We start from the raw sequence: 26197 nt of genomic DNA, 5'->3' as shown, positions 1-26197 counted from the left end.
CGTGGCGTCGGGACGTGTGATCACCGGCCGCTACGAACTGTCCACGCTCATCGGACAGGGCGGCATGGGCCAGGTGTGGACGGCGTACGACCAACGCCTCGACCGGCGCGTCGCCGTGAAGCTGCTGCGCCCGGACAAGGTCGCGGGTGCCGAGGCCGACGAACTGCGCCGCCGCTTCGTGCGCGAGTGCCGTGTCACCGCCCAGGTCGACCACCCCGGCCTGGTCACCGTCCATGACGCGGGCAGCGAGGGCGAGGAGCTGTTCCTCGTCATGCAGTACGTCGACGGCGCGGACCTCTCCGACCACCTCGCCGAACACGACCCGTACCCCTGGCAGTGGGCCGTCTCGGTCGCCGCCCAGCTGTGCGCCGTACTGTCCGCGGTGCACGCCGTGCCGATCGTCCACCGCGACCTCAAGCCGCGGAACGTGATGGTCAAGCAGGACGGCACGGTCACCGTCCTCGACCTCGGCGTCGCGTCGGTCATGGACACGGACACCACCCGCCTCACCCACACCGGCTCACCCATCGGCTCGCCCGCCTACATGGCCCCCGAGCAGGCGATGGGCGGCGCCGTCGGGCCGTACACGGATCTGTACGCGCTCGGGGTGCTGATGCACGAACTCCTCAGCGGAGACGTGCCGTTCTCGGGCTCCACCGCCCTCGGCGTCCTCCACCGCCATCTCTACGAACCGCCCCTCCCGGTCCGCCGACTGCGCCCCGAGGTCCCGGAGGCGCTCGAAGCGCTCGTGCTGCGGCTGCTCTCCAAGGACCCGCAGCACCGCCCGGACTCCGCACAGGAGACGTACGAGCAACTGCTGCCCCTGCTTCCCGCGCGCGGGATCCCGTCCGGCGGCCCGCTCGACCCCACCCGACCCTTCCTGCGCCCGCACGCCCCCTGGCCGGACCGCGCAAGGACCCCCGCGGCCCAGCCGCAGGCCACCCCGGCCGCCGAGAAGCCCGATGTCGCGGGAGCCGTCGACGAGGTCAAGCGCCTCCTCGGCGAGGGCCGCATCACCCAGGCCGTCGACATCCTCGGCGGCATCCTCCCGGCCGCCGCCGCCCAGCACGGCGAGCACTCACCCGTCGTCCGCACCCTGCGCAAGCAGTACGCGGCCACGCTCATGGACGACGGCCAGTACCGCCGCGCCCTGCCCGAACTGCGCCACCTCGCCGACGAACGCGCCGCCGAGGCCGGCCAGGCCGACCCGCAGTCCCTGCGCTTCCGCTACGAGGCCGCCCAGTGCCTGGAACAGCTCGGCGAACCGGCCGCCGCGCTCGCCGAATACCGCGCGCTGCTCCCGTACTACGAGAACCAGTACGTCGCCCAGGACGCCGAGCTGTCCTTCGAAGTCCGCCGCCGTATCGGCCACCTGCTGCTCGCCCTAGGAGACCGCGCCGCCGCCCACGACACACTGGCCCGCCTCCAGTACGACGTCGAACGGCTGCGGGGCCCCGGCCATCCGCTGGTCGCCGAGATCAGCCGGACCCTGCAATGGCTGGGACAGGTCCGCGGCTGACCGCACCCGTCCGACGGGACCCCGCCGGCCGCGCGCGACGGTTCCGCGGCGCCCGGACCTGACGGGTCCGCGATGCCTGGGACGCGCCGGTGGCGATCACCGGCTGAGACCGCTGTGCGGCGTGAGGATGGAGACGGCCCGGGGACGGTGCCCGAAGTCCTGGCGAATCGTTGGGTCGAATGGGTGGCCGAGAGCCGGTCCCCTGCCTACCATCGATCACCGCAAGACTTTGTGCACCGTCGCACAAGCTCCTACAGGAGGTCTCCTTGCACCGCCGCCGTCGCACCGCGTTCCTCCTCTCCGCCGCGCTCGTCACCGCGGCCCCCCTCCTCTCCGCCTGCGGCAACGACGCGCATCCCGGTGCCGCGGCCGTCGTCGGCGGCGACCGCATCACCGTCTCCCAGCTGGAGAACCGGGTGAACGAGGTACGGTCCGCGCAGCGGGCGGCCACCACGGGCGAAGCGCAGTACGAACAGGCCATCGCCAAGTCCGGCGGCCTCACCCGCGACACCCTGCACGGCATGGTCCTCGACCGCGTCCTGCACCAGGCCGCACAGGACGCCGGCGTGACCGTCACCCGCAAGGAGGTCCAGAGCTTCCGCGGCGACCTGGAGAAGCAGGCGGGCGACGCGAAGGCACTGGAAGTGGCCTGGCTCCAGCAGTACGGGGTCGCGCCCGAGCGGCTCGACGACAACCTCCGCGTCCAGATCGAGGCCCAGAAGCTCGCCGCCGCACTCGGCACGGACACCAGCCAGCCCGCCTTCTGGAAGGCACTGTCCGAGGCGTCCAAGAAGATGGACGTCGACCTCAACCCGCGCTACGGCGACTGGGACGTGGAGAAGAGCAGCCGCGTCGACGCCAAGCTGCCCTGGCTGCGCGAGGTCACCTCGTCGGGAAGCAAGGAAACGGCGTAACCGGTCCGGTCATGTCGTGACCCTGCCCTGTTCACGACACGTGACCTTGATGTCGGTGGCGTGGGTTACGTTCGGTGTGTGAACGCATCCAGCCCGGGGCGCATCGTCCTGCTCACCACCAGCCACCGAGTCGCGCCCGGACTCCTGTCCTGGCCCGCCTGGCAGGCGCTGCACGGTGCCGACCGCGTCCTGTGCGCGGACGGCACACACCCCCAGTTGCCGTACCTGCGCGAGGCGGGCATCCGGGTCGACGAGTCCGCGCCGACCGCCGAGGACCTGGTCGACACCTGCGCAGGCGGGCACACGGTCGTCGTCGTGGCCACCGGCGAGGGCGAGCCACGCCTGACCGACGGCCTGGCCCGGCTGGCGGGCTCCGGGCGCGTCCAGATGCCCGACCTCGAACTGCTCCCCGCGTCGTACGACCTCCCGGGCGCCCGCCTCCTCGACCTCGTCCAGGTCATGGACCGCATCCGCGTCGAGTGCCCCTGGTCGTCCCAGCAGACCCACAAGGGCCTGGCGAAATACGGCATCGAGGAGGCGTACGAACTCGTCGAGGCCATCGAGGAGGGCGACCGCGACGAACTGCGCGAGGAACTCGGCGACGTTCTGCTCCAGGTCGTCTTCCACGCCCGGATCGCCGAGGAGGGCCGCCCGGAGGACGGGGAGGAGCCCTTCTCCATCGACGACGTGGCGGGCGGCATCGTCACCAAGCTCATCCACCGCCACCCGCATGTCTTCGGCGACGAGACCGCCTCGACCCCCGAGGAGGTAAAGGAGCACTGGCTGCGCACCAAGGCCGTCGAGAAGCAGCGGACATCCGTGACCGAGGGCGTCCCCCTCGGCCAGCCCGGCCTCGCACTCGCCGCCAAGCTGGCATCCCGCGCGCGCACGGCGGGCCTGGAAGTGCCGCTGCCCCAGGGCGAGGGCGTCGGCTACGAACTACTGGCACTGGCGGTGCGCGCCGAGACGGACGGGGTGGACCCGGAGGCGGCGCTCAGGGTGGCGGCGCGGGCCTACCGGGATGCGATACGAGTACGCGAGACGCTCCGCTGAGTGCTGTCTGAGAAGTGCGGGCCGACTGTGGCTGGTCGCGCAGTTCCCCGCGCCCTTTTGGGGCGCTCATGGCGGGCTCAGTCCGGGGCGCGCGCCGACGGGTTGTGCCAGTGCGGGCGGGGGCGGTGGAGGAGCCATTCGCCCGGGCCCAGCGGGCGGGCCTGTCCCCGGTCGGTGGGCGGCAGGTCGTCGCAGAAGACGCGCTCGGGGTCGGCGCCGAGTACGGGGAGGACCTCGGCGGTCTCGTCGACCAGCCTGGGCGGACCGGCCAGATAGACGTCATGGCGGGCCCAGTTGGCCCGATTGCCCAGTGCTGTCAGCAGCCGGCCGGTGGCCTGGGCCTTCGGCCGGCCGGGCGCGGGCGTTATTACGGTGACATCGAGATGCGGCAGCCGCGTGCATAACTCCCCGAGCGCGGCCCGGTCGTACAAGTAGGCGGTGTCCCGGGCGACCACGAAGAGCCGGGCCTCGTCGTACGAGCCCGGCTCCCACGCCAGTTGCTCCAGCAGCGCCTTCACCGGGGCCCACCCGGTACCGGCGGCAATGAAGGTGACGGGCCGCTCCACCGGCGTACGCAGGGTCAGCCGGCCACCGGGCGCGCCGAGCCGCAGGACGTCGCCCGCGCGGGTGCGGCGGATGAGCTCGGTGGACAGGACACCGTCCTCGACGAGGCTGACGTGCAGGTCGAGGGTGTCGTCGGGACGGGGTGCGTTGGCGAGGGAGTAGGGGCGCCAGACGCCCGGGACGCGAGGGCTGTTGACGCTGACGTACTGGCCGGGCAGATGGGGGAGGGGGCGGTGGGGGCGCAGCTTCAGCACGGCGAGGTCGTCCCCGTGCCTGGTGCGGTCGAGCACCTCGGCGTCCCACCAGGGCGGCTCCCCCCGGCTCTCCGCCTCCCACGCGCCGTCCATCATGGCGTCCGCGATCACGGCGTACGCCTCGTCCCAGGCCTTCTCCACCTCGGTGTTCCACGCCGTTCCCGACACGGCGGCGAACGCGGCGATCAGGCTCGTGCCCACCGCCGCGTAGTGCTCCGGCCGCGCCAGATACTTCCGGTGGTCCCGCCCCAGCTCCCACAGGTACTCGTGCATCCCCGGTTCCCCCAGGCGCCCCACGACCAGCGTCAACGCGGCGAACAGACGGTCCCGCTGACGTTCCATGTCCTCCGGGAAATCCAGCGGGAACAGGGCGCGGACATCGGGGTGGTGCCAGAAGAGGTGCGAGTAGAAGTACTTGGCCGCGAATTCGGCTCGCCTTTCGACGACCGCGAAACTGGTCCGGAGGAGATCGGGGTCCACGGGCGCGAATGTATGGAGTTTCCGGCTCATGGGGTCAAGGAGCAGGTGATTCAGGGACGTTCTGCAACAAACAGTGCAAGCTGCGGAGCGGAGCCCGATTCGGAGAGTGGCCGAGTCGGGCCATGCCCGGCCCTCGCCGCCCACCGAACCGCCTCCCCCCACCCCTCCCGATACGGTCGAGGTGTGACGGAAACACCTGCCAAGCCCCCCGCCGGGGAACCTGCCCCGGAACTCTTCACCTGGGAGTTCGCGACCGACCCCTACCCGGCGTACGCCTGGCTCAGGGAGCACGCCCCCGTGCACCGGACGAAACTCCCCAGCGGAGTGGAGGCCTGGCTGGTCACCCGGTACGCGGATGCCAAGCAGGCCCTGGCCGACGGCCGGCTCAGCAAGAATCCCGCCCATCACGACGAGCCCGCGCACGCGAAGGGGAAGACCGGTATCCCCGGCGAGCGCAAGGCCGAGCTGATGACGCACCTCCTCAACATCGACCCGCCGGACCACACCAGGCTCCGGCGGCTCGTCAGCAAGGCGTTCACACCTCGGCGAGTGGCCGAATTCGCTCCCCGGGTGCAGGAGTTGACCGACCGGCTCATCGACGGGTTCGTGGAGAAGGGGGAGGCCGACCTCATTCACGAGTTCGCGTTTCCGCTCCCCATCTACGCCATCTGCGATCTGCTGGGCGTACCGAGCGAGGACCAGGACGACTTCCGGGACTGGGCCGGGATGATGATCCGGCACGGGGGAGGGCCGCGCGGGGGCGTGGCGCGGTCCGTGAAGAAGATGCGCGGCTATCTCGCCGAGCTCATCCACCGCAAGCGCGAGGAGCTGACAGAGGTGCCCGCCCCGGGCGAAGACCTCCTCTCCGGTCTCATCCGGGCCTCCGACCACGGCGAGCACCTCACCGAGAACGAGGCCGCCGCGATGGCCTTCATCCTCCTGTTCGCCGGGTTCGAGACGACGGTGAACCTGATCGGCAACGGCACGTACGCGCTCCTCACCCACCCCGAGCAGCGGAAGCAGCTCCAGGACTCCCTCGCGGCCGGCCGTACGGACCTTCTCGCGACCGGTGTCGAGGAACTGCTCCGCTACGACGGGCCCGTGGAACTGGCCACCTGGCGGTTCGCCACCGAACCGCTGAGCGTCGGCGGGCAGGACATCGCCGCCGGCGATCCCGTACTCGTCGTGCTCGCCGCCGCCGACCGCGACCCCGCCCGGTTCGCCGAGCCTGACACCCTTGACTTGTCCCGCCGTGACAACCAGCACCTCGGTTACGGCCACGGCATCCACTACTGCCTCGGCGCACCCCTCGCCCGGCTGGAGGGCCAGACCGCGCTGGCCACGCTCCTCACCCGCCTCCCGGATCTGCAACTCGCGGGAGATTCCGCCGATTTGCGATGGCGTGGAGGGCTCATCATGCGGGGATTGCGCACGCTTCCGGTGGAGTTCGCCCCTTCGGGGAAGGTCCGTACGGACTAGCAGACGGGTCGACGGAACATGAGACTCCGTCAAGTTTGTGATCTTCACGTTATCTGCGCTGCATCGACTTGTGACAAGAGTTCGACTGCCTATACGTTCACCCATCAATGCGGCCGGTCCCACCTGCCGCAGTAGTCACAAGCGCAGTCGTCGGGCTGTGCGCTGTGCGCAGTCCTTGCTGTCACGCGAAAGGCAACCGCATGCTCTCCGGGAACGGTCGTCACCGTCGCCCCCGTCAGGCTCCGGCTCTCCTCGTCGCGGCGGGCGTGACCGGGTCGGCCATCGCGATCCCTCTGCTCGGCGCGACCGGCGCGAGCGCCGCGAGCGGTACCACCTGGGACGCGGTCGCGGAGTGCGAGAGCGGCGGCTCCTGGAGCGCGAACTCCGGCAACGGGTACTACGGCGGCCTCCAGATGACCCAGGAGACCTGGGAGGACAACGGCGGCCTCGACTACGCGCCGAGCGCCGACCAGGCCAGTCGTTCGCAGCAGATAGCCGTCGCCGAGAAGATCCTCGCGGCCAAGGGCACGAGTGCCTGGGCGACCTGCGGTCTCGTCGCGGGTCTGACGCAGAACTCCGACTCGGCCGACGTCGACACGGGGGTCGCGGAGGAATCCTCCACCCCGCTGTCCGGCTTGGGTATGGGTGACAGCAGTGGGACGAAGTCCGACACGTCTGGTTCATCCAGTTCGTCCGACTCGTCCAGCGGCAGCGGCGACAGTGCCGATTCACAGGATTCCGACAGCTCGTCCACGGACGCCACCGCAAAGAGTGACGACCCGGACAAGTCGTCCCAGAACGGGGAGGCTTCGGCCGAGGGTTCGGGAACGGAAGACACCGGCTCGGGCCGTCACCGCGGCGGCAGTGCCGACGAAGGTGCCACCGACTCCCGCGCGGACGACTCCGCCGGCCGGCACGCCTCGCGCAGCGACAGCGAGTCGCGCGTCGCCGCCGAGGGCTCGTACACCGTGCGTTCCGGGGACAACCTCTCGGGGATCGCCGACTCCCTTGGTGTCGAGGGCGGATGGCGGGCGCTCTACGCCGAGAACAAGGAAGCCGTCGGCGACGACCCGGACTTCATCATCCCCGGTCAGAGCCTCGACGTGGAGGGCCTGCAGACGGCCGACAAGTAGCGGTCCGCGCGGTGTGCCATGTGGTCATCAAGGCGTCGAATCGGGCGAAAAACAGCGGTAGTTCGCGCCGAATGTCCGATTTGGTGAAAGTGAGACATGGATCTCAAGACCCTGATCGTCTTTGAAATTCGGCGGATCGCGTGTCTACGGTCGTGACCGCTCGCCACTGGTGAGCCCCGACGGTCGCAACGCCGAATCCTGCCAGCGGCCGTACGGGAACAGTCGTCGCGTCAAGCGCCGTAGGCAGGAGCGGGGGACCCAAGGTAAGTGCCGGACCCGGTCGTTGAGGCCAGGTACGGCTTGGGGTTAAGCCGCGTGACAGCAGTGTCGCGCGGCCGGGCAACTCACTCGGCCCGAACCCGACAGCTCACCTCGCAGGCGTCGGTGAGGGGATCACTTCATGCTGCTTTCGAGCAAGGGCAAGCACCGCCGCCCGTCCAAGGCCAGCCGTATCGCCACGCTGGCCGGCGTCACCACCGCCGCCGTCGCTGTCCCGCTGATGGGCGCCACGGGAGCCTCCGCCGCCACCGCTTCCGAGTGGGACGCCGTCGCCCAGTGCGAGTCCGGCGGCAACTGGTCGATCAACACCGGCAACGGCTACTACGGCGGCCTGCAGTTCTCGGCCTCCACCTGGGCCGCGTACGGCGGCTCGGCGTACGCCTCCACCGCCAACCAGGCCTCCAAGTCCGAGCAGATAGCCGTCGCCGAGAAGGTTCTCGCGGGCCAGGGCAAGGGTGCCTGGCCGAGCTGTGGCGTGGGCCTGTCCGGCGCCTCGACCGGTGGCGCCCCGGCTCCCTCGAACTCGGGCAACTCCGGCCAGGGCACCTCGCAGTCGCAGCCGCAGCAGAGCACCAAGTCCTCCGAGGAGCGCGCCTCGCGTTCCCAGGAGCGCTCGACCGCGAAGAAGACCGTCGAGACCCCGACCGGCAAGAAGGTCGAGAAGGGTGACGGCGAGTACAAGGTCGTCAAGGGTGACACCCTCAGCGAGATCGCCGAGAAGAAGAACGTCAAGGGCGGCTGGGAGAAGCTGTACAAGCTGAACGACGACATCGTCGACGACGCCGACTTCATCTTCCCGGGCCAGCAGCTGCACCTCAGCTGACACCCGTCGGCCGCGACCCCCACTTCGATCGTCCGGACGTCATGTCATCTCATGTGACGGCCGAGGCCCTGGCCGCTCAGCCTCGGCCGGATCTCCGGTCCATATTCGAATCGCGGCTGAACCACAGCGCCCTCACATCCGTGTCCCCCATAGTGGAGGCCTCGTGAGGGCCACCCCCGTCCCCCACGGGCTCCCCGCTCCGGTGCGTGTTCCCCCGTACGCACCGGGGCGGGGCTTTTTCGTTCCCGCGCTCGCCTCTTCGGCGTTCCCGCGCTTCCCTCTCGCTTTGTTCCGTTCGGAAACAATTTACTCTCGGTTCTGTCCAGGAGGCGGTCGAGGGCTGGCCGAACCCCGGCAGCCGGTTAGGCTCATGCCGCGGGGCCACCACAGGTCCGCACCCAACCGGGCCTCCGGCCCGGAACAGCTTGCGTCACATCCCAGAAGGAGATGCTCGTGCCGTCCATCGACGTCGTCGTAGCCCGGGAAATCCTGGACTCCCGAGGCAACCCCACGGTCGAGGTCGAGGTCGGCCTCGACGACGGCAGCACGGGTCGTGCCGCCGTTCCGTCCGGCGCCTCCACAGGTGCCTTCGAGGCTGTTGAGCTCCGTGACGGAGACCCCAACCGCTACCTCGGCAAGGGTGTCGAGAAGGCCGTCCTCGCCGTCATCGAGCAGCTCGGCCCGGAGCTCGTCGGCTACGACGCCACCGAGCAGCGCCTCATCGACCAGGCCATGATCGACCTGGACGCCACCGACAACAAGGGCTCGCTCGGCGCCAACGCCATCCTCGGCGTCTCCCTCGCCGTCGCCCACGCCGCGTCCGAGGCGTCCGACCTCCCCCTCTTCCGCTACCTGGGCGGACCGAACGCGCACCTGCTGCCGGTCCCGATGATGAACATCCTCAACGGTGGGTCGCACGCCGACTCCAACGTCGACATCCAGGAGTTCATGATCGCCCCGATCGGCGCGGAGTCCTTCTCCGAGGCCGTGCGCTGGGGCGCCGAGGTCTACCACACCCTCAAGAAGGTCCTGAAGAGCCGCGGCCTGTCCACCGGCCTCGGCGACGAGGGCGGCTTCGCCCCGAACCTCGGCTCCAACCGCGAGGCCCTGGACCTGATCCTCGACGCGATCAAGGAGGCCGGTTACATCCCCGGCCAGCAGGTCGCCCTCGCGCTCGACGTCGCCGCCTCCGAGTTCTACAAGGACGGCAAGTACCTCTTCGAGGGCAAGGAGCGCTCCGCCGCCGAGATGACGGAGTACTACGAGGAGCTCGTCGCGGCCTACCCGCTCGTCTCCATCGAGGACCCGCTGTACGAGGACGACTGGGCCGGCTGGAACGTCATCACCGAGAAGCTGGGCGACAAGGTCCAGATCGTCGGCGACGACCTCTTCGTCACCAACCCGGAGCGCCTCGCCCGCGGCATCGAGGAGGGCTCCGCCAACGCCCTGCTCGTCAAGGTCAACCAGATCGGCTCGCTGACCGAGACCCTGGACGCCGTCGAGATGGCCCAGCGCAACGGCTTCAAGTGCATGATGTCCCACCGCTCCGGCGAGACCGAGGACGTCACGATCGCCGACCTCGCCGTCGCGGTGAACTGCGGTCAGATCAAGACCGGCGCCCCGGCCCGCTCGGACCGCGTCGCCAAGTACAACCAGCTGCTGCGCATCGAGGAGATCCTCGACGACGCGGCGGTGTACGCGGGCCGTTCGGCCTTCCCGCGCTTCAAGGGCTGAGCACGGCCCTTCGGCCGGGGTGACAGCCCCGTCGTACGTACGTCCCCGTACTCGGTCCCGTACCGTGTGCGGGGACGTACGCACGTGAAGGGCCCGACGGGCTCGGTGTACTCGACGGGTTTGTACCGGGGAGGCGGGACAGATGGCCGTGAAGGACCGCGACCGGTTCTCCACCTCGACCAGGCTGCGGCTGCTCGGTGAGCAGACCGCCGCCCGTGTCTACCGCTCGCAGACCAAGCGGCAGGCCCGCCGCTCACGGCTGACCGGCCGGGCGGCACTCCTCGCCCTCGTCCTGTGCACGCTCGTGGTGGCCCTCGCCTATCCCATAAGGCAGTACGTCTCCCAGCGCGCCGAGGTCGCCGACCTCCAGCGCGAGCGGGAGGAGGCCCGCCTGAGGGTCGAGCAGCTGCGCGACCTCAAGGCGCGGTGGCAGGACGACGCGTACGCCGAGCAGCGCATCCGGGAGCGGCTCCACTACGTGATGCCGGGCGAGACCGGCTACATCGTGATCGACCCCGACGCGGCGAAGAAGACGCGTACGGATCAGACGGCGGCCGACCGGGCCTGGTACGCCAACGTCTGGGACGGCGTCGACAAGGCAGACGCCGCCGACAGGTGACCCGATCGGTCACCCGACAGGTGATCCAGCCGGTGATTCGCCGGTGATCCACTCAGAGAACTGACTAGAGAGACTTACCCACAGGCATGGAAACGCCCCCGCCGCCCACCCCCCGCACCGAGCCCACCGACGCGGACGTCGAGGCCTTCAAGCAGCAGCTCGGGCGGCCGCCGCGCGGGTTGCGCGCGATCGCGCACCGCTGTCCGTGCGGGCAGCCGGACGTGGTCGAGACGGCTCCTCGTCTTCCCGACGGGACTCCCTTCCCGACGACGTACTACCTGACGTGTCCCCGGGCGGCCTCCGCCATCGGGACGCTGGAGGCGAACGGCGTCATGAAGGAGATGACGGACCGGCTCGCCACGGATCCGGAGTTGGCGGCCGCGTACCGGGCGGCGCACGAGGACTACATCGCTCGGCGGGACTCCATCGAGGTGCTCGCGGGCTTTCCGAGCGCGGGCGGTATGCCGGACCGGGTGAAGTGCCTCCACGTCCTGGTCGCCCACTCCCTGGCCGCCGGGCCGGGGGTGAACCCCCTGGGCGACGAGGCCCTCGCGATGCTGCCGGAGTGGTGGCGCAAGGGGGCGTGCGTGGTGCCCACCGAGGTGTGATTTCGCCCCCGCCGCCCCTACCCATTCCCGTCCCTTACTCAGGGGCTCCGCCCCCGAACCCCCAAAAGACTGCGCAGTTCCCCGCGCCCCTAGGTACCTAGGGGCGCGGGGAACTGCGCGAGCAACCCACGACGGCCCGCAGCCAAAAACGAACCCCACGGGGTCTGGGGCGGAGCCCCAGGGGACGGGAATGGGTAGGGGCGGCGGGGGCGAGAGAATGCTCGGGCGCCCCCGGAGCCACGATCGCAACAGGAGACCACCACCAATGACTCGCGTCGCCGCCATCGACTGCGGTACCAACTCGATCCGCCTGCTCGTCGCGGACGCGGATCCCCGGACGGGCGAACTCGTGGACCTGGACCGACGGATGACGATCGTCCGGCTGGGCCAGGGCGTCGACCGAACGGGCCGCCTCGCCCCGGACGCCCTGGACCGAACCTTCGCGGCCTGCCGCGAATACGCCGCGATCGTCAAGGAACACGGCGCGGAACGCCTCCGCTTCGTGGCAACCTCCGCCTCCCGCGACGCGGAGAACCGCGACGAGTTCGTACGAGGAGTCCTGGACATCCTGGGCGTCGAGCCCGAGGTCATCTCAGGCGACCAGGAGGCGGAGTTCTCGTTCACGGGCGCCACCAAGGAGCTGACAGGTCGCGACGATCTGGCCAAGCCCTACCTGGTGGTGGACATCGGCGGCGGCTCCACGGAGTTCGTGGTGGGCGAGGACCACGTCCGCGCCGCCCGCTCGGTCGACATCGGCTGCGTACGGATGACGGAACGGCACCTCGTGCACGACGGCGTCGTCAGTGACCCGCCGACCTCGGAGCAGGTCGAGGCGATCCGCGCCGACATCGAGGCGGCCCTCGACCTCGCCGAGGAGTCCGTGCCGCTGCGCGAGGCCCGTACGCTCGTCGGGCTCGCCGGATCGGTGACCACGATCTCGGCGATCGCCCAGGACCTCCCGGAGTACGACTCCGAGGCCATCCACCACTCCCGGGTCTCCTACGGCCGGGTCCGCGAGATCACCGAGCGGCTGCTGTCCGCCACCCACGCCGAGCGTGCCGCGATCCCCTCGATGCACCCGGGCCGGGTCGACGTCATCGGCGCCGGCGCCCTCGTACTGCTCTCGATCATGGAGCGGATCGGGGCGGACGAGGTGGTCGTGAGCGAGCACGACATCCTCGACGGGATCGCGTGGTCCGTTGCCTAGAGCCGGCCTGGAGCCTCCCTCGACTGAGCAGGTCGGAGAACGTTTGAGCGCCCTGGAGGGCCTCTGAACGGTCTTGGAAACGGCCCTGGGAACACCTCGTCGGAAAACTTCGTGAAGTTCTTCACAAGAGAATCGGCCCTGTTGAGCGAGGTTTTCGTCCCTACGGGTCCCCCGGGGCCCCCGAGCGGCTCCGGAGCATGATCAACAGGGTGTTCCGCGAGTGCTGCGATCGTATGAAAAAGGGGGCCGGTTCGGAGGGGTCGAACGGCCGGAGCGGCAGCTCACGCGGCATTGACAACGGGCCGCACCAGGCGCTGGTTCCCCTGCCGGACCATGACCTCGCTCACGTGGGCCGCGCAGTGTAGCAGAGGGTGTGAAGAAGCTTGTGAAGGGGCGCACGAGCGACCCCCCTGGGGCAGGTGGATACTCGATGGCATGAGCACCACGGAGCGTCCCAGGATCCTCGTAGTAGGCGGTGGGTACGTAGGCCTGTACGCAGCTCGGCGCATTCTCAAGAAGATGCGCTATGGCGAGGCGACCGTCACGGTCGTCGACCCCCGGTCGTACATGACCTACCAGCCCTTCCTCCCCGAAGCCGCCGCCGGCAGCATTTCGCCTCGGCACGTCGTCGTCCCGCTGCGACGCGTGCTGCCCAAGGCGGAAGTTCTGACCGGCCGGGTCACGACCATCGACCAGGACCGCAAGGTCGCCACGATCGCCCCCCTCGTGGGCGAGGCGTACGAGCTGCCTTTCGACTACCTCGTCATCGCGATGGGCGCGGTCTCGCGCACCTTCCCGATCCCCGGCCTCGCCGAGCAGGGCATCGGTATGAAGGGCATCGAGGAGGCCATCGGCCTGCGCAACCACGTGCTCGAGCAGCTGGACAAGGCCGACTCCACGACGGATGAGGACGTGCGGCGCAAGGCGCTCACCTTCGTCTTCGTCGGTGGTGGCTTCGCCGGTGCCGAGACCATCGGTGAGGTCGAGGACATGGCCCGGGACGCGGCCAAGTACTACAACAACGTGTCGCGCGAGGACATGCGGTTCATCCTCGTCGACGCCGCGGACAAGATCCTTCCCGAGGTCGGTCCGAAGCTCGGCCAGTACGGCAAGGAGCACCTCGAAGGACGTGGGGTCGAGGTCTACCTCTCCACCTCCATGGACTCCTGCGTCGACGGCCACGTGGTGCTGAAGAACGGCCTCGAGGTCGACTCCAACACCATCGTGTGGACGGCCGGCGTCAAGCCCAACCCGGTGCTCTCCCGCTTCGGTCTGCCGCTGGGTCCCCGTGGTCACGTGGACACGCAGACCACGCTCCAGGTGCAGGGCACGGACTACATCTGGGCCGCCGGCGACAACGCCCAGGTGCCGGACCTCGTCGGCCGCAAGGCCGGCAACGAGAACGCCTGGTGCCCGCCGAACGCGCAGCACGCGCTGCGGCAGGCCCGGGTCCTCGGTGACAACGTGATCTCCGGTATGCGGGGCTTCCCGCAGAAGGAGTACAGCCACGCCAACAAGGGTGCGGTCGCCGGGCTCGGTCTGCACAAGGGCGTCGCGATGATCGTCATGGGCAAGATGAAGATCAAGCTCAAGGGTCGTCTTGCCTGGTACATGCACCGGGGGTACCACGGGCTGGCCATGCCGACGTGGAACCGGAAGATCCGGGTCTTCGCGGACTGGACTCTTGCGATGTTCCTGAAGCGTGAGGTTGTGTCGCTCGGGGCCATGGAGACTCCTCGTGAGGAGTTCTACGAGGCTGCGAAGCCGGCGCCTGCGGCTGCTGCCGCGAAGGCCGAGCCGGCGTCCGCGCCGTCCGCCGCCAAGACCGAGGAGAAGGCCAAGGCCTCCTGACCTCCGGTCACCTGCTTACCCCGAAGGGGGCCTCCCGCCATCCGTGGTGCGGGCGGCCCCCTTCGGCGTCTCTTCCTCGCCCCCGCCGCCCCTACCCATTCCCGTCCCTGACTCAGGGGCTCCGCCCCCGAACCCCCGTATCGCGCCACCGCGCTCGTCCTCAAACGCCGGACGGGCTGAGAGACGGGCGGGTTGGGGGATTGGCCTGAACGGCCTCGTCCTCAAACGCCGGACGGGCTGAGAGGTGGGCGGGCCGGGAGCTTTTAGGGGCGCGGGGAACTGCGCGATCAGCCACACGCGACCCGCACTCGATGTCAGGCAAGCAGCCCGCCCGACCGTCAGCCTCTCCGGCGTTTGAGGAGCGGGGGTTCGGGGGCGGAGCCCCTGAGTAGGGGCGGTCACGGCCGCAGAGTGCGTGTTGGCTGCATGCATTTTGCTCAGATGTAACGCTTTGGCGGGACTGCGCATCGGGCCCGTTGGTGTTTACGTGGTGTTGGAGTCTGTGGGATCCGTCGTCACGGAGGTGTGCGTCATGCAGGACGCGGCGCTGCGGCTGAAGGCGCTGATGGAGCAGTTGCTGGGAGCCCCGCTCCCGGTGCGCATTCGCGCCTGGGACGGCTCGGAGGCGGGCCCGCCCGAGAGCCCCGTACTCGTCGTACGGAACCGCCGGGCCCTGCGCCGACTGCTCTGGAAGCCTGGCGAACTGGGCATGGCCCGCGCCTGGGTGGCCGGAGACCTGACCGTGGACGGCGATCTGTACGCCGTCCTGGACGTCATGGCCGGGCTGGTGTGGGAGCGCGGCGAGGACGCCCGGACCCTGCGCGAGGCCCTGCGGGATCCCGAGGTGCGGGCCGCCGTGTGGGGGCTCGTGCGGATGGCGGGGCCGCCACTGCCCCCCGCCCCGCCCCGCGAGGAGGTACGCAGGCGCTCCCACCTGCACACCAAGCGCACCGACAGACGGGCGATCAGCCACCACTACGACGTCGGCAACGACTTCTACGAGATCGTCCTCGGACCGTCCATGGTCTACTCGTGCGCCTACTGGGACTCCCCGGACGGCACCCTGGAGGACGCCCAGCGCGACAAGCTCGGACTCGTCGCCCGCAAGCTCGGCCTGAAGCCGGGCATGCGCCTGCTCGACGTCGGCTGCGGCTGGGGTTCGATGGCCATCCACGCCGCCCGCGAGTACGGCGTGAGCGTCGTCGGCGTCACCCTGTCCCAGGAACAGGCCGCGTACGCCCGTAAGCGCGTCGCGGAAGAGGGGCTCACCGACCGGATCGAGATCCGCGTCCAGGACTACCGCGACGTCACCGACGGTCCGTACGACGCGATCTCCTCGATCGGCATGGCCGAGCATGTCGGCAGCGACCGCTATCTGGAGTACGCGCGGGATCTGTTCGCCCTTCTGAAACCGGGCGGGCGGCTCCTCAACCACCAGATCGGCCGTCGGCCGTGGCGCGACGAATCGGGGTACGAGATCGACGAGTTCATCGACGCGTACGTCTTCCCGGACGGCGAGCTCGCTCCGATCGGCGGGACCGTGGGCCAGTTGGAGGCGGCCGGGTTCGAGGTCCGTGACGTCGAGTCGATCCGCGAGCACTACGGGCTCACGCTGCGCCGCTGGGTCACCAACCTGGAGGCGCACTGGCCGGACGCGGTCCGGCTCACCAGCCCCGGCCGGGCCCGGGTCTGGCGGCTCTACATGGCCGCCTCCGCCCTTGCCTTCGAGCGGAACCGGATCGGGGTGAACCAGGTGCTGGCGGTGCGGACTCCCGAGTCGGGGGCGTCTGGGATGCCTCTTCGGGCTCGTACCTGGAATCGGGAGCAGACGTAGGAGTAAGGGAGTCGGGCTGCGTTTTGTAGCCGCACGGAGTCGGGGCCCGTTCCTTGTGGAACGGGCCCCGACCTGGTGCTTGGCGGTGGCTGCCGCTACTCCGACTTGATCGCCGTCAGCATGTTCAGGCGCGCCGCGCGGCGGGCCGGCCACAGGGCGGCCAGGATGCCGACCGTCGCCGCCAGGAGCAGGAAGACGGCCATCCGGGCCCAGGGCAGGACCAGTTCGTACGTCGGCATCTTGCCGGCCAGGAGCTCACCGGCCGCCCAGCCGAAGAACACGCCCAGCCCCACGCCGAGCACGCCGCCGAAGAGCGAGATGACCAGGGACTCCAGACGGACCATCCGCTTGATGCCCTTGCGGTCGAGGCCGATCGCGCGGAGCATGCCGATCTCCTGCGAGCGCTCGAAGACCGACATCGCGAGCGTGTTGATGACGCCGAGGACGGCGACGATGACCGCCATCGCCAGCAGGCCGTACAGCATGTTCAGGATCAGCGTGAACATCTGCGCGATCTCGTTGGAGACGTCCTGCTTGTCCTGGACCTTGATGGCCGGGTTGCTGCCGAGCGCCTTCTCCAGACCGTCCTTGGTCGCGTCGGACGCGCCGCCGGACGTCTTCACCATGACCTGCATGTCGGCCGGGTCCGCCTGGTCCGCCTGGTGCGGGGCGAGCGTCGCGGTGTCGATCATGATGCCCCGGATGAGTTCGTTGCCCTCGTAGATCCCGGAGATCGTCAGCTGCTGCTTCTTGTCGTCCTCGAACGAGGCCGTGAACGTCGAACCGGCCTTCCAGCCGTGGTCCTTGGCCGTCTCGTCGTCCACGACGACCTGCGTGCCGCCGACCTTGAACGAGCCGTTGTCGACCCTCAGGTCGGTCAGCTCGCCGATCGTGGAGCCCTTCACACCCGTCAGGTACTCGGTCCGGTCGTCGATGCGGGCCGGCGCGTTGCGCAGGGGGCTGGTGGCGGTGACGCCCTCCACCTTGTCGAGCTTCTTCTCGACGTCGGGGGAGAGGGAGCTCATGTTCGCCATCGAGACCACGTAGTCCGCCTTCAGCGCGGCGGTGGCCATCTTGTCGATCGACGTCTGCAGGCTGCCCGCCATCACCGTCATGCCCGTGATGAGCGTGAGGCCGATCATCAGCGCGGAGGCGGTGGCGGCCGTGCGGCGCGGGTTGCGTACGGAGTTCTGGCGGGCCAGCTTGCCCGAGACGCCGAAGATGCGCAGGACCGGGGCCGCGGCGGCGATCAGCGGGCGGGAGAGGAGGGGCGTGAGGATGAAGACGCCGATGATCAGCACAACCGCGCCCAGGCCCATCGGGGCCTGACCGTCCGAGCCGCTCATCGTCGTCGCGAAGAGGACCACCGCGATGCCCGCCGCGGAGAACAGGGCGCCGAGGGTGTTGCGCAGGACGAGCGACTTGGTCGTCGCCGTCGCGTGCACGCTGCTCATCGCCGCGACCGGGGGGATCTTCGCGGCGCGGCGGCCCGGGAGCCAGGCGGCGAGCATCGTGATGAGGATGCCGACGGCGAACGCCGTGACGATCGTGCCCGGGGTGATGACCAGCGGGCCCGCCGGGACGGTCGCCTCCAGCATGCCCATCAGGCTGCGCAGGCCCGCGCCGATGCCGATGCCGGCGATCAGTCCCGTGACGGCCGCGACCGTGCCGACCACGAACGCTTCGAGGAGTACGGAGCGTGTGACCTGCTTGCGCGAGGCGCCGACCGCTCGCAGGAGCGCGAGTTCCTTGGTGCGCTGGGCGACCAGCATGGTGAAGGTGTTGGCGATGATGAACGTGCCGACGAACAGGGCGATGCCGGCGAAGACCAGGAGGCCGGTCTTGAGGCCGCTCATCGACGACTCGATCATGGCGGCCTGGTCATCGGCGAGCTGCCGGCCCGTCGTGGTGTCGACGGTGTCCTTCGGGAGGACCTTGTCGAGGCTCGTCCGGAGGGCGGTCTGGCTGGTGCCCGGGGCGGCCTTCACGTCGATCTCGTCGTACGTGCCGGTCTTGTGGAACAGCTGTTGCGCGGTGGCGGTGTCGAAGAGGGCGAGGCTGCCGCCGGCGGCGACGTTGCCGTCGTCCGTGGTGAAGACGGCGGTGATGGTGGGGGTGAGGACCGGGCCGTCGATCGAGATCCGGATGGTGTCGCCGACCTTGTAGCCGGCGCGCTCGGCCGTTTCGGCGTCGATCGCGACCTCGTTCCTGCCGGTCGGGGCCTTGCCGCTGTCGAGCGGGTAGCGGGGGTCCTTGTCTCCCCAGTAGTTGCCGCCCTGCGACTGGAAGCCGCCGCCGATCAGCTTGCCGTCCTTGTCGGCGATCGCGGTGAAGCCGGTGACGACGCCTATGGCCGACTCGGCGCCGGGGGCCTTGGCGGCCTTGTCCAGCAGCGCCTGGGTGAGCTCCGGGTCCTTGCCGAGCTTGTCGCCCTCGGCCTTCGTGGATTCCGGCTGGACGGCGACGTCGACCTGGTCGAAGCCTTTCGCCGAGCTCTTCTGGTACGCGTCGGAGATGGTGTTGGTGAAGACCAGGGTGCCGGAGACGAACGCCACGCCCAGCATCACGGCGAGCACGGTCATCAGCAGCCTGGCCTTGTGCGCCAGCACGTTGCGCAGGGCGGTTCGGAACATGTCTTCTCAGTCCAGGTGTACGAGGTGTACGAGGTTTGGTGGGGCGCCCAGGGGCACGTCGGGGGTGCGGGTCCGGGTGTCTGTGCGCCGGTGGGTGGTGCGCCTGCCGGTGGTGCGGGGGCGGGGCCGGTCCGGGGGTATCCGTCCTCGGTCCGGCGTGGAATCGGTCGCCTTGAGAGGGCGCCCGGGTCGACACGCCATCCGCTGCGGGCGGACACCCCCGGACCGTCCCCTCCCGTGCGCCGGCGGCTGCGGGCCGGTGGCCCATCGCGTCACCACTGCGGGTCGTGCCCCCTTGGGGGCGCGGGGAACTGCGCGATCAGCCACTGACGGCCCGCGGACGGAACGCAAGAAGGGGAGAGCGCGCCTAGCTGGTGCGACCCTTGGCGTCGAACTGCTTCATGCGGTCCAGGACCGCGTCCGCCGTGGGGGCGTGCACCTCGTCGACCACGCGGCCGTCGGCCAGGAAGATGACGCGGTCGGCGTACGCGGCGGCGACCGGGTCGTGGGTCACCATGACGACGGTCTGGCCCAGTTCGCGTACGGAGTTGCGCAGGAAGCCGAGGACTTCGGCGCCCGAGCGGGAGTCGAGGTTTCCGGTCGGCTCGTCGCCGAAGATGATGTCCGGGCGGGAGGCCAGCGCGCGGGCCACGGCGACGCGCTGCTGCTGGCCGCCGGAGAGCTCGGAGGGGCGGTGCGAGAGGCGGTCGGCCAGGCCCACCATCCGGATCACGTTGTCGAGCCACGCCTTGTCCGGCTTGCGGCCCGCGATGTCCATCGGAAGAGTGATGTTCTCCAGGGCCGTGAGGGTCGGAAGGAGGTTGAACGCCTGGAAGATGAAACCGATCTTGTCCCGGCGCAACTTGGTGAGCTGCTTGTCCTTGAGGGAGCCGAGTTCGGTGTCGCCGATGCGGACCGATCCGGAGGAGAAGCTGTCCAGGCCGGCCACGCAGTGCATCAGCGTGGACTTGCCGGAGCCGGAGGGGCCCATGATCGCGGTGAACTCGGCCTGACGGAAGTCGACGGAGACCCGGTCCAGGGCGACCACCTGGGTCTCCCCCTGTCCGTAGACCTTGGACAGTTCCGAGGCGCGGGCTGCCACCGTGGTGGCACGGTCGGCGAGGGGCATGGTGGTCACGGGAGGGTGCTCCTTGTCGGTACGACGACGAGTGAGGACGACCGTTCCATCGTCTGTGCCGATCGGCGCCGTGTAGTCACCCGCTGTTCTGGTTCCGAAGACAGCCTTGGGTCGCACCCGGCGGGCCCGTGTCATACCTGGGGATGACGTCCGTCCCTGAGAGGGAATCGGCGACGGTTCGTCAGGTTCCGCTCGTTCGGGCGGTGAAATCACGTCATTCCCCATACGCCGTCAAGCTTCGGTCGAAGGGCATTTGGCATGTGCGGATGGCGCGTACCGTGGGCTGATGCACCCTCAGACGTCAATAAAATAAGACAACATCGGGCTGCCCTTCCGCTGTTCGGGGGATCTGTCCCGATAGGCTCGGAACACTCGACGCGGAGCCCATGGCCTGCCCGGATGGTGGAATGCAGACACGGCGAGCTTAAACCTCGCTGCCCCTCGCGGGCGTACCGGTTCAAGTCCGGTTCCGGGCACCTCCGACACTTCCGCTTTTTCCAGCGTATCCCAATGAAGGGTGCACCCTTCATTGAAGACTTCACCTCGCAACCGTTGACAGTGGGTTCTGTCCGTCGGAAACTCAGTGTAGTGATTTGGTGAATTAAATTTCACTGGGCGAACGGAGTGAGTCGATGCGTACCACCGTGGGGATCATCGGGGCCGGACCGGCCGGGCTGCTGCTGGCGCGGCTGCTGCACAACGCGGGGATCGACTCCGTCGTGCTGGAGAGCCGGGACCGGGCCTATGTGGAGCATCGGCAGCGGGCCGGGATCCTGGAGCAGGGCACCGTGGACGTGCTGCGGGCCGCGGGCGCCGGCGAGCGCATGGACCGTGAGGGGCTGCGGCACGACGGCATCGAGCTGCGGTTCGACCGGCGGCGGCACCGCGTCGACTTTCCCGCGCTGACCGGTGGGCGGTCCGTGATGGTCTACGCCCAGACCGAGGTGTGCAAGGACCTCATCGCGCTTCAGCTCAAGGAGGGCGGGCCGCTGCTCTTCGAGGCCGAGGCCCTCGCCGTGGAGGGGGCGGACAGCGACGCTCCGCGGGTGCGGTTTCGGCATGAAGGGCGTGAGGAGGTGTTGGAGTGCTCGTACGTGGTCGGGTGCGACGGGTTCTGGGGGGTCGCCCGCAAGGCCATTCCCGCCGAGCTCACCCGGGTCTTCGAGCGGACGTACCCGTTCGGGTGGCTCGGGATCCTCGCCGATGTGCCGCCCTCGCACGACGAGCTCGTCTACGCCCGGCACGACCGTGGCTTCGCCCTGCTGTCCATGCGGTCGCCCGTCGTCTCTCGGCTCTACCTCCAGGTGCCCGAGGGCGCGGATGCGGCGGACTGGGGGGATGACGAGATCTGGGACGAGCTGGAGCGGCGGTTCGAGACCGGGGACGGGTGGCGGCTGGAGCGGGGGCCCATCACGCAGAAGTCCGTCACACCCATGCGCAGCCATGTGCACGAGCCGATGCGGTACGGACGGCTCTTCCTGGCCGGTGACGCCGCTCACATCGTGCCGCCCACCGGTGCCAAGGGGCTGAACCTCGCGGTCGGTGACGTCGTCACCTTCGCGCGGGCTCTGGCGTACGAGAAGGAGACCGGGTCGGCCGAGCGGCTCGACGCGTACTCCGAGACCTGTCTGCGGCGGGTCTGGCAGGCCGAGCGGTTCTCGTACGAGATGACGACCCTGCTGCACCGCACGGCCGACGCGACGCCGTTCGAGGACCGGATCCAGCTCGCCCGGCTGGCGCGGATCGCCGCCTCACGGGCCGCCGAGCAGGACCTCGCCGAGGGATACACCGGCTTCCCGCTGGAGTGAGATGCCCCGGAAGAGGGAACCGGAACAGTGCGTACCGGCGTTGTAACGGTGCGGGGAATGACGGGTCCCGACCCGGTGTTCCCGGTCACAAGAGGGGAAAGATCCTCCCCAGGCACTAGAGGCTTTCTTTTGCCTACCCATTACTCTTGAGCCAAGGCCACGCAGGGTGGCCATGGAGGAGTGAAATGAGGAGCAGCAACCCGGTCTTCTCGCGACGGGGGTTCAGCCGCGACAACGGCTACGCGGGCTTCAACACCGCGCCGCAGGCCGGGGGCCCCGCTGTCGGAACGCAGGGGAACCCGTACGCGGGCACCCCGCACGCCCCGCAGGGCGGCAACCCGTACGCGCAGAATCCTTACGCCCCGCAGGACCTCCAGCACGGCGCGCCGCCGCAGGCCCCGCCCGCCGCCGGCCGTATGACGATGGACGACGTCGTCACGCGTACGGCCATGACGCTCGGCACGGTCACCGTCGGTGCCGTGCTCGCATGGGCCCTGCTGCCGGTCACGTCGAGCAGCTTCGGCCTGGCCATCGGCTCCGCGCTCATCGCGATGGTCTTCGCGCTGGTCCAGGCCTTCAAGCGCAAGGCCTCACCCCCGCTGATCCTGGCGTACGCCGCCTTCGAGGGCGTTTTCCTCGGCGTGATCAGCGAGATGTTCAACAGCCGGTGGAGCGGCGCGCCCTTCCAGGCCGTGCTCGGCACCATGGCGGTGTCCGGCGCCACCCTGCTGATCTACAAGGCGGGCTGGATCCGCGTCACCGCCCGGTACGCGCGCATCGGCATGGCCATCGCCATCGCCTTCGTGCTCGTCATGGCGGTCAACCTGCTGCTGGTCGTCTTCGGTGTCGCCGATGACGGCGGGCTGCGGAGCATGGGCCCGCTGGGCGCGATCGTCGGCATTCTCGCGATCGTCCTCGGTGCGTTCTTCCTGACGCTCGACTTCAAGCAGATCGAGGACGGCATCGCCTACGGCGCCCCGCGCGACGAGTCCTGGCTGGCCGCCTTCGGCCTCACCATGAGCCTCGTCTGGATCTACCTGGAGATGCTGCGCCTGGTCGCGATCTTCAGCGGCAACGATTAGCGGGACCGCAGTCGGAAGGGCCCGCGAACCACGGTTCGCGGGCCCTTCCATTTTTTGTCGGGTGCAGGAGCAGAGCGAAACCGCTCAGCGCAGTTTGCGCGCGGCCCTCCTCAGGTCGTACTCGTGAATGATGGCTTTGGCGTGGCCGTACGCGAGGTCGTGCTCGGCGCGGAGCCAGCTGACCTTCTCCTCGAAGCGGAAGAGGGCGGGGCCTTCGTCGACGGTGCGCAGCCAGTCGGAGATCTCACGACCGGTGCAATGGGGGATGCGGGCGAGCAGATTGCGATGGGTCTCCTCGGAGAAGACTTGGGACATCGGCGCCTCCGGACGCATGGGATGTAAGCCGGTCCTTCAAGTCACCGTGCCTGAGCGTTGGCCTGTTGGCAACAGTCCAGATGAGGCGCGTAGGGTCGGCGCGTGCTTGATACGACGCCTTTGACGCGGGCCGTGGAACATTTCGCCGACCGTTTGCGGGCCGCTCCGCAGAGTCGGTTGCAACGGGGGGCCGCCGCGGAAGCGCTGGGGCTGGCCAGGGAGTTGGCACTGCGTGCCCAGCGGTTGGAGGATCCCTCGCGGGAGCCTCTGGAGATGCCGGACGCGGGGATGTTCGCCGCGGCGGATCAGATCACTCTGGCTGGGAATGACTTGGCTGTTGTGCTGACTTCCGAGGATGGGGTCGCGGAAGCGGTGCGGGTTGTTGAGGAGGCGCAGAAGAGGGCGGGGGTTTGAGTGTTCGTTGGCGGCTGCCGGCTGTATGTGGCTTGTCGCGCAGTTCCCCGCGCCCCTGGAGGGGCGCCACCGCTGGAGCGTGCTTTACAGGGAAGCTATGACCCTGTCCGCCAGGACGTAGACGTTTTCGTCTGCGCATTCGAAGGTCAGGGCGTAGGCGCCCGAGACGCCGGAGCCGCCCAGGAGGACCGGGGGGTGGCCGGTGCGGAGGGAGTCCGCGAGGCGTTCGGCGGTTTCGCGGTGGCCCGGGGTCATGCAGAGGGTGGTGCCGTCGGCGAAGACGTAGACGTCGAGGGTGCCGAGAGGGCCGGGGCGGATGTCGGTGAGTTCCGTGCGGGACTCGGCCAGTTCCTCAAGACAGGACACCGTGCGCTCATGGTCGTTCACGACCGGTGACTGGACCGGTACGAAGTCCGGGTGCGAGGGGTGACGGCGGCGGGCCGCGGCCAGTTCGGGGGAGTCCCCGGCGAACTCGTCGGCGTCGGCGGCGGGCTCGGTCACCGGCTCCAGGTGTTCGAGGCCCGCGAAGTCCGACTGGCGCGGCAGGAACAGATCGCTGTCCGGCAGGCCGAGCAGGGTGGGCGCGTCCGAGGCGTCACGCGCCTCCTGGGCGGCCCAGAACGCCCGGGCCTCGGCGAGCTCCCGCTCCCGCTCCTCGGCGAGCGCCTCGGCCACTGCGGCGCGTATCTCGTCCGTGTCCGTGGTCGAGCGCGCGGACGGAACCAGACCGCGGACGGCGGTGGCGCGGCTCTCGGCGAGCTGTGTGTGCAGTGCCGCCACTTGTCGGCGCAGCGCCAGCAGGGTGCGCAGAACGGCGACGCCCACAGCCGTGGTGGTGGCTGTGGCGAGCAGCAGAGCAAGAGACGTGGTGCTCACTGACGTACTCCCGGTTCAAAGTCGACCCCCGACTTCCTACATCAGCTTGAAGGGCGGACTAACCAGCTGTCAGTGCGTAACGTCACGAAAGGGACAGGACTTTAGCCCTGATGTTTGGTTGCGTAACGGCTCTGACCTGCGTAAATCCCTCTCCGGAGGGAGATAGGTCACATCCTGGGGGAGATTGGATCACAAATCGGCCCGTAGCCCCGGTGGTTGCGGGATTCCGGGCCGATTCGGTCACGCTGAGTTCAACTGCGGTTACAGGTGCGGGGCTTCGGTTCCGCGCCGGCTCCTGTGGTGGCTGCCGTGGTGGCTCCCGGTACTAGCTCAGGCGCTCGATGACCATCGCCATGCCCTGGCCGCCGCCGACGCACATCGTCTCCAGGCCGAACTGCTTGTCGTGGAACTGGAGGGAGTTGATGAGCGTGCCGGTGATGCGGGCGCCGGTCATGCCGAAGGGGTGGCCGACCGCGATCGCGCCGCCGTTCACGTTCAGCTTCTCCAGCGGGATGTTCAGGTCGCGGTAGGAGGGGATCACCTGGGCGGCGAACGCCTCGTTGATCTCGAACAGGTCGATGTCGTCGACGGTCAGGCCGGCGCGGCCCAGGGCCTGCTTCGACGCCTCGACCGGGCCGAGGCCCATGATCTCGGGGGAGAGGCCGGTGACGCCGGTCGAGACGACCCGGGCGAGAGGGGTCAGGCCGAGCTCGCGGGCCTTCGTGTCGGACATGATCACCACGGCGGCGGCGCCGTCGTTCAGCGGGCAGCAGTTGCCCGCCGTGACGAGTCCGTCCGGGCGGAAGACCGGCTTGAGGCCCTGGACGCCTTCGAGGGTGACGCCGGCGCGGGGGCCGTCGTCCTTGGAGACGACCGTGCCGTCCGGGGTCGTGACCGGGGTGATCTCGCGCTCCCAGAAGCCGTTCTTGATGGCTTCCTCGGCGAGGTTCTGCGAACGGACGCCGAACTCGTCCATGTCCTGGCGGGTGACGCCCTTGATGCGGGCGAGGTTCTCCGCGGTCTGGCCCATCGCGATGTACGGGTCGGGCACGATGCCGTCCTCGCGCGGGTCGTGCCAGCTCGCGCCCTCGCTGGCGGCGACCTCGGCGGTGCGGGCCTCCGCGTCCGCGAAGAGGGGGTTGTGCGTGTCCGGGAGGCTGTCGGAGTTGCCCTTCACGAACCGGGAGACCATCTCGACGCCCGCCGAGATGAAGACGTCGCCCTCGCCCGCCTTGATGGCGTGCAGGGCCATGCGGGTCGTCTGGAGCGAGGAGGAACAGTAGCGGGTGATGGTGGTGCCCGGGAGGTGGTCCATGCCCATCTGTACGGCGACGATGCGGCCGAGGTTGCTGCCCTGCTCGCCGCCGGGGAGGCCGCAGCCGAGCATCAGGTCCTCGATGTCCCTGGGGTCGAGCTCCGGGACCTTGGCCAGGGCCGCCTGGATGATCGTGGCGGTGATGTCGTCGGGGCGCAGGTCCTTGAGGGAGCCCTTGAAAGCGCGGCCGATGGGGGAGCGGGCGGTCGAGACGATCACGGCTTCGGGCATCTACGGCTCCATTGGCTACGAGGGTGTAGGCGGA

General features: G+C 69.4%; 21 protein-coding genes, 1 tRNA gene and 1 riboswitch. Of the genes, 16 read left to right on the top strand and 6 right to left on the bottom strand.

Going from position 1 to position 26197, the window contains the following annotated elements:
• The first annotated feature begins 37 nt into the window (after positions 1–37).
• From JEQ17_RS19320 to JEQ17_RS19310, 3 genes are all read left to right on the top strand, one after another.
• Positions 38–1519, top strand: coding sequence for a serine/threonine-protein kinase (locus JEQ17_RS19320; RefSeq protein WP_260695320.1), 1482 nt, complete (start codon positions 38–40; stop codon positions 1517–1519).
• A gap of 266 nt (positions 1520–1785) precedes the next feature.
• Entirely contained in the window at positions 1786–2433 is a 648-nt protein-coding gene (locus tag JEQ17_RS19315) for a SurA N-terminal domain-containing protein (protein ID WP_200396396.1), read from the top strand.
• A 60-nt stretch (positions 2434–2493) separates the two neighbouring features.
• Positions 2494–3486: a nucleoside triphosphate pyrophosphohydrolase gene (locus JEQ17_RS19310; protein ID WP_407700064.1), complete on the top strand. Its 993-nt coding sequence runs from the start codon at positions 2494–2496 to the stop codon at positions 3484–3486.
• Positions 3487–3563: 77 nt separating this feature from the next.
• Here the strand turns inward: JEQ17_RS19310 and JEQ17_RS19305 are convergent, their stop codons facing one another.
• The gene (locus tag JEQ17_RS19305; RefSeq protein ID WP_200396394.1) at positions 3564–4784 is read right to left on the bottom strand and encodes a globin domain-containing protein; all 1221 of its coding nucleotides are present in this window, start codon (positions 4782–4784) and stop codon (positions 3564–3566) included.
• A gap of 183 nt (positions 4785–4967) precedes the next feature.
• Here JEQ17_RS19305 and JEQ17_RS19300 point away from each other — a divergent pair, with 183 nt between their 5' ends.
• The 9 genes from JEQ17_RS19300 to JEQ17_RS19260 all read left to right on the top strand — a co-directional run bounded on the left by JEQ17_RS19300 (position 4968) and on the right by JEQ17_RS19260 (position 16351).
• Entirely contained in the window at positions 4968–6263 is a 1296-nt protein-coding gene (locus JEQ17_RS19300; protein ID WP_200396393.1) for a cytochrome P450 family protein, read from the top strand.
• Positions 6264–6463: 200 nt separating this feature from the next.
• Positions 6464–7396 (top strand): LysM peptidoglycan-binding domain-containing protein, encoded by a 933-nt coding sequence (locus JEQ17_RS19295; RefSeq protein ID WP_200396392.1) that lies wholly within the window; start codon positions 6464–6466, stop codon positions 7394–7396.
• 225 nt (positions 7397–7621) lie between these two features.
• Positions 7622–7792, top strand: a riboswitch (cyclic di-AMP (ydaO/yuaA leader).
• A gap of 4 nt (positions 7793–7796) precedes the next feature.
• Positions 7797–8498 carry a transglycosylase family protein gene (locus JEQ17_RS19290; protein ID WP_200396391.1) on the top strand — a complete coding sequence of 234 codons (702 nt, stop codon included), beginning with the start codon at positions 7797–7799 and terminating at the stop codon, positions 8496–8498.
• Between the two features lie 453 nt (positions 8499–8951).
• Positions 8952–10232, top strand: a complete 1281-nt coding sequence (eno, locus tag JEQ17_RS19285) for a phosphopyruvate hydratase (protein ID WP_186001238.1) — start codon at positions 8952–8954, stop codon at positions 10230–10232.
• Positions 10233–10374: 142 nt separating this feature from the next.
• The gene (locus JEQ17_RS19280; protein ID WP_200396390.1) at positions 10375–10851 is read left to right on the top strand and encodes an FtsB family cell division protein; all 477 of its coding nucleotides are present in this window, start codon (positions 10375–10377) and stop codon (positions 10849–10851) included.
• Positions 10852–10937: 86 nt separating this feature from the next.
• On the top strand, positions 10938–11459 hold the full coding sequence (locus JEQ17_RS19275) for a DUF501 domain-containing protein (protein WP_200396389.1): 522 nt from the start codon (positions 10938–10940) through the stop codon (positions 11457–11459).
• 265 nt (positions 11460–11724) lie between these two features.
• Positions 11725–12666, top strand: coding sequence for a Ppx/GppA phosphatase family protein (locus JEQ17_RS19270; RefSeq protein ID WP_200396388.1), 942 nt, complete (start codon positions 11725–11727; stop codon positions 12664–12666).
• A gap of 435 nt (positions 12667–13101) precedes the next feature.
• A complete protein-coding gene (locus JEQ17_RS19265; protein WP_200396387.1) occupies positions 13102–14517 on the top strand; it encodes an NAD(P)/FAD-dependent oxidoreductase in 1416 nt (471 codons plus the stop codon).
• Positions 14518–15049: 532 nt separating this feature from the next.
• Complete coding sequence (locus JEQ17_RS19260; protein WP_200396386.1) at positions 15050–16351, top strand: SAM-dependent methyltransferase; 1302 nt, start codon at positions 15050–15052, stop codon at positions 16349–16351.
• A 95-nt stretch (positions 16352–16446) separates the two neighbouring features.
• Here the strand turns inward: JEQ17_RS19260 and JEQ17_RS19255 are convergent, their stop codons facing one another.
• Both JEQ17_RS19255 and JEQ17_RS19250 read right to left on the bottom strand, forming a co-directional pair.
• The gene (locus JEQ17_RS19255) at positions 16447–18984 is read right to left on the bottom strand and encodes an ABC transporter permease (protein ID WP_200396385.1); all 2538 of its coding nucleotides are present in this window, start codon (positions 18982–18984) and stop codon (positions 16447–16449) included.
• Between the two features lie 367 nt (positions 18985–19351).
• Complete coding sequence (locus JEQ17_RS19250; protein WP_200396384.1) at positions 19352–20122, bottom strand: ABC transporter ATP-binding protein; 771 nt, start codon at positions 20120–20122, stop codon at positions 19352–19354.
• A 393-nt stretch (positions 20123–20515) separates the two neighbouring features.
• On the opposite strand from JEQ17_RS19250, the gene JEQ17_RS19245 reads away from it, so the two are divergent.
• From JEQ17_RS19245 to JEQ17_RS19235, 3 genes are all read left to right on the top strand, one after another.
• A tRNA-Leu gene (locus tag JEQ17_RS19245) sits at positions 20516–20598 on the top strand.
• A gap of 156 nt (positions 20599–20754) precedes the next feature.
• A complete protein-coding gene (locus JEQ17_RS19240) occupies positions 20755–21930 on the top strand; it encodes a 4-hydroxybenzoate 3-monooxygenase (RefSeq protein WP_200396383.1) in 1176 nt (391 codons plus the stop codon).
• A 185-nt stretch (positions 21931–22115) separates the two neighbouring features.
• Complete coding sequence (locus JEQ17_RS19235; RefSeq protein ID WP_200396382.1) at positions 22116–23012, top strand: Bax inhibitor-1/YccA family protein; 897 nt, start codon at positions 22116–22118, stop codon at positions 23010–23012.
• Positions 23013–23096: 84 nt separating this feature from the next.
• Here JEQ17_RS19235 and JEQ17_RS19230 read toward each other — a convergent pair whose 3' ends face one another.
• On the bottom strand, positions 23097–23327 hold the full coding sequence (locus JEQ17_RS19230) for a DUF4287 domain-containing protein (RefSeq protein ID WP_200396381.1): 231 nt from the start codon (positions 23325–23327) through the stop codon (positions 23097–23099).
• Positions 23328–23429: 102 nt separating this feature from the next.
• Here JEQ17_RS19230 and JEQ17_RS19225 point away from each other — a divergent pair, with 102 nt between their 5' ends.
• Positions 23430–23741: a hypothetical protein gene (locus JEQ17_RS19225; RefSeq protein ID WP_200396380.1), complete on the top strand. Its 312-nt coding sequence runs from the start codon at positions 23430–23432 to the stop codon at positions 23739–23741.
• 84 nt (positions 23742–23825) lie between these two features.
• Here the strand turns inward: JEQ17_RS19225 and JEQ17_RS19220 are convergent, their stop codons facing one another.
• Positions 23826–24617, bottom strand: coding sequence for a hypothetical protein (locus JEQ17_RS19220; protein WP_200396379.1), 792 nt, complete (start codon positions 24615–24617; stop codon positions 23826–23828).
• A gap of 325 nt (positions 24618–24942) precedes the next feature.
• Positions 24943–26163 (bottom strand): acetyl-CoA C-acetyltransferase, encoded by a 1221-nt coding sequence (locus JEQ17_RS19215; protein WP_055612660.1) that lies wholly within the window; start codon positions 26161–26163, stop codon positions 24943–24945.
• Positions 26164–26197 lie beyond the last annotated feature (34 nt).

It is taken from the genome of Streptomyces liliifuscus, from assembly GCF_016598615.1.
GTDB classification, from domain to species: Bacteria; Actinomycetota; Actinomycetes; order Streptomycetales; family Streptomycetaceae; genus Streptomyces; species Streptomyces liliifuscus.
This window is presented reverse-complemented; position numbering and strand designations above follow the sequence as displayed.

Excerpts from the sequence above, each read along its gene's own strand:
- JEQ17_RS19290 (WP_200396391.1), top strand. The coding sequence starts at position 7,797 with ATGCTGCTTTCGAGCAAGGGCAAGCACCGCCGCCCGTCCAAGGCCAGC.
- JEQ17_RS19275 (WP_200396389.1), top strand. The coding sequence starts at position 10,938 with ATGGAAACGCCCCCGCCGCCCACCCCCCGCACCGAGCCCACCGACGCG.
- JEQ17_RS19240 (WP_200396383.1), top strand. The coding sequence starts at position 20,755 with ATGCGTACCACCGTGGGGATCATCGGGGCCGGACCGGCCGGGCTGCTG.
- JEQ17_RS19260 (WP_200396386.1), top strand. The coding sequence starts at position 15,050 with ATGCAGGACGCGGCGCTGCGGCTGAAGGCGCTGATGGAGCAGTTGCTG.
- JEQ17_RS19230 (WP_200396381.1), bottom strand. The coding sequence starts at position 23,327 with ATGTCCCAAGTCTTCTCCGAGGAGACCCATCGCAATCTGCTCGCCCGC.
- JEQ17_RS19295 (WP_200396392.1), top strand. The coding sequence starts at position 6,464 with ATGCTCTCCGGGAACGGTCGTCACCGTCGCCCCCGTCAGGCTCCGGCT.
- JEQ17_RS19265 (WP_200396387.1), top strand. The coding sequence starts at position 13,102 with ATGAGCACCACGGAGCGTCCCAGGATCCTCGTAGTAGGCGGTGGGTAC.
- JEQ17_RS19215 (WP_055612660.1), bottom strand. The coding sequence starts at position 26,163 with ATGCCCGAAGCCGTGATCGTCTCGACCGCCCGCTCCCCCATCGGCCGC.
- JEQ17_RS19270 (WP_200396388.1), top strand. The coding sequence starts at position 11,725 with ATGACTCGCGTCGCCGCCATCGACTGCGGTACCAACTCGATCCGCCTG.
- JEQ17_RS19280 (WP_200396390.1), top strand. The coding sequence starts at position 10,375 with ATGGCCGTGAAGGACCGCGACCGGTTCTCCACCTCGACCAGGCTGCGG.
- JEQ17_RS19235 (WP_200396382.1), top strand. The coding sequence starts at position 22,116 with ATGAGGAGCAGCAACCCGGTCTTCTCGCGACGGGGGTTCAGCCGCGAC.
- JEQ17_RS19255 (WP_200396385.1), bottom strand. The coding sequence starts at position 18,984 with ATGTTCCGAACCGCCCTGCGCAACGTGCTGGCGCACAAGGCCAGGCTG.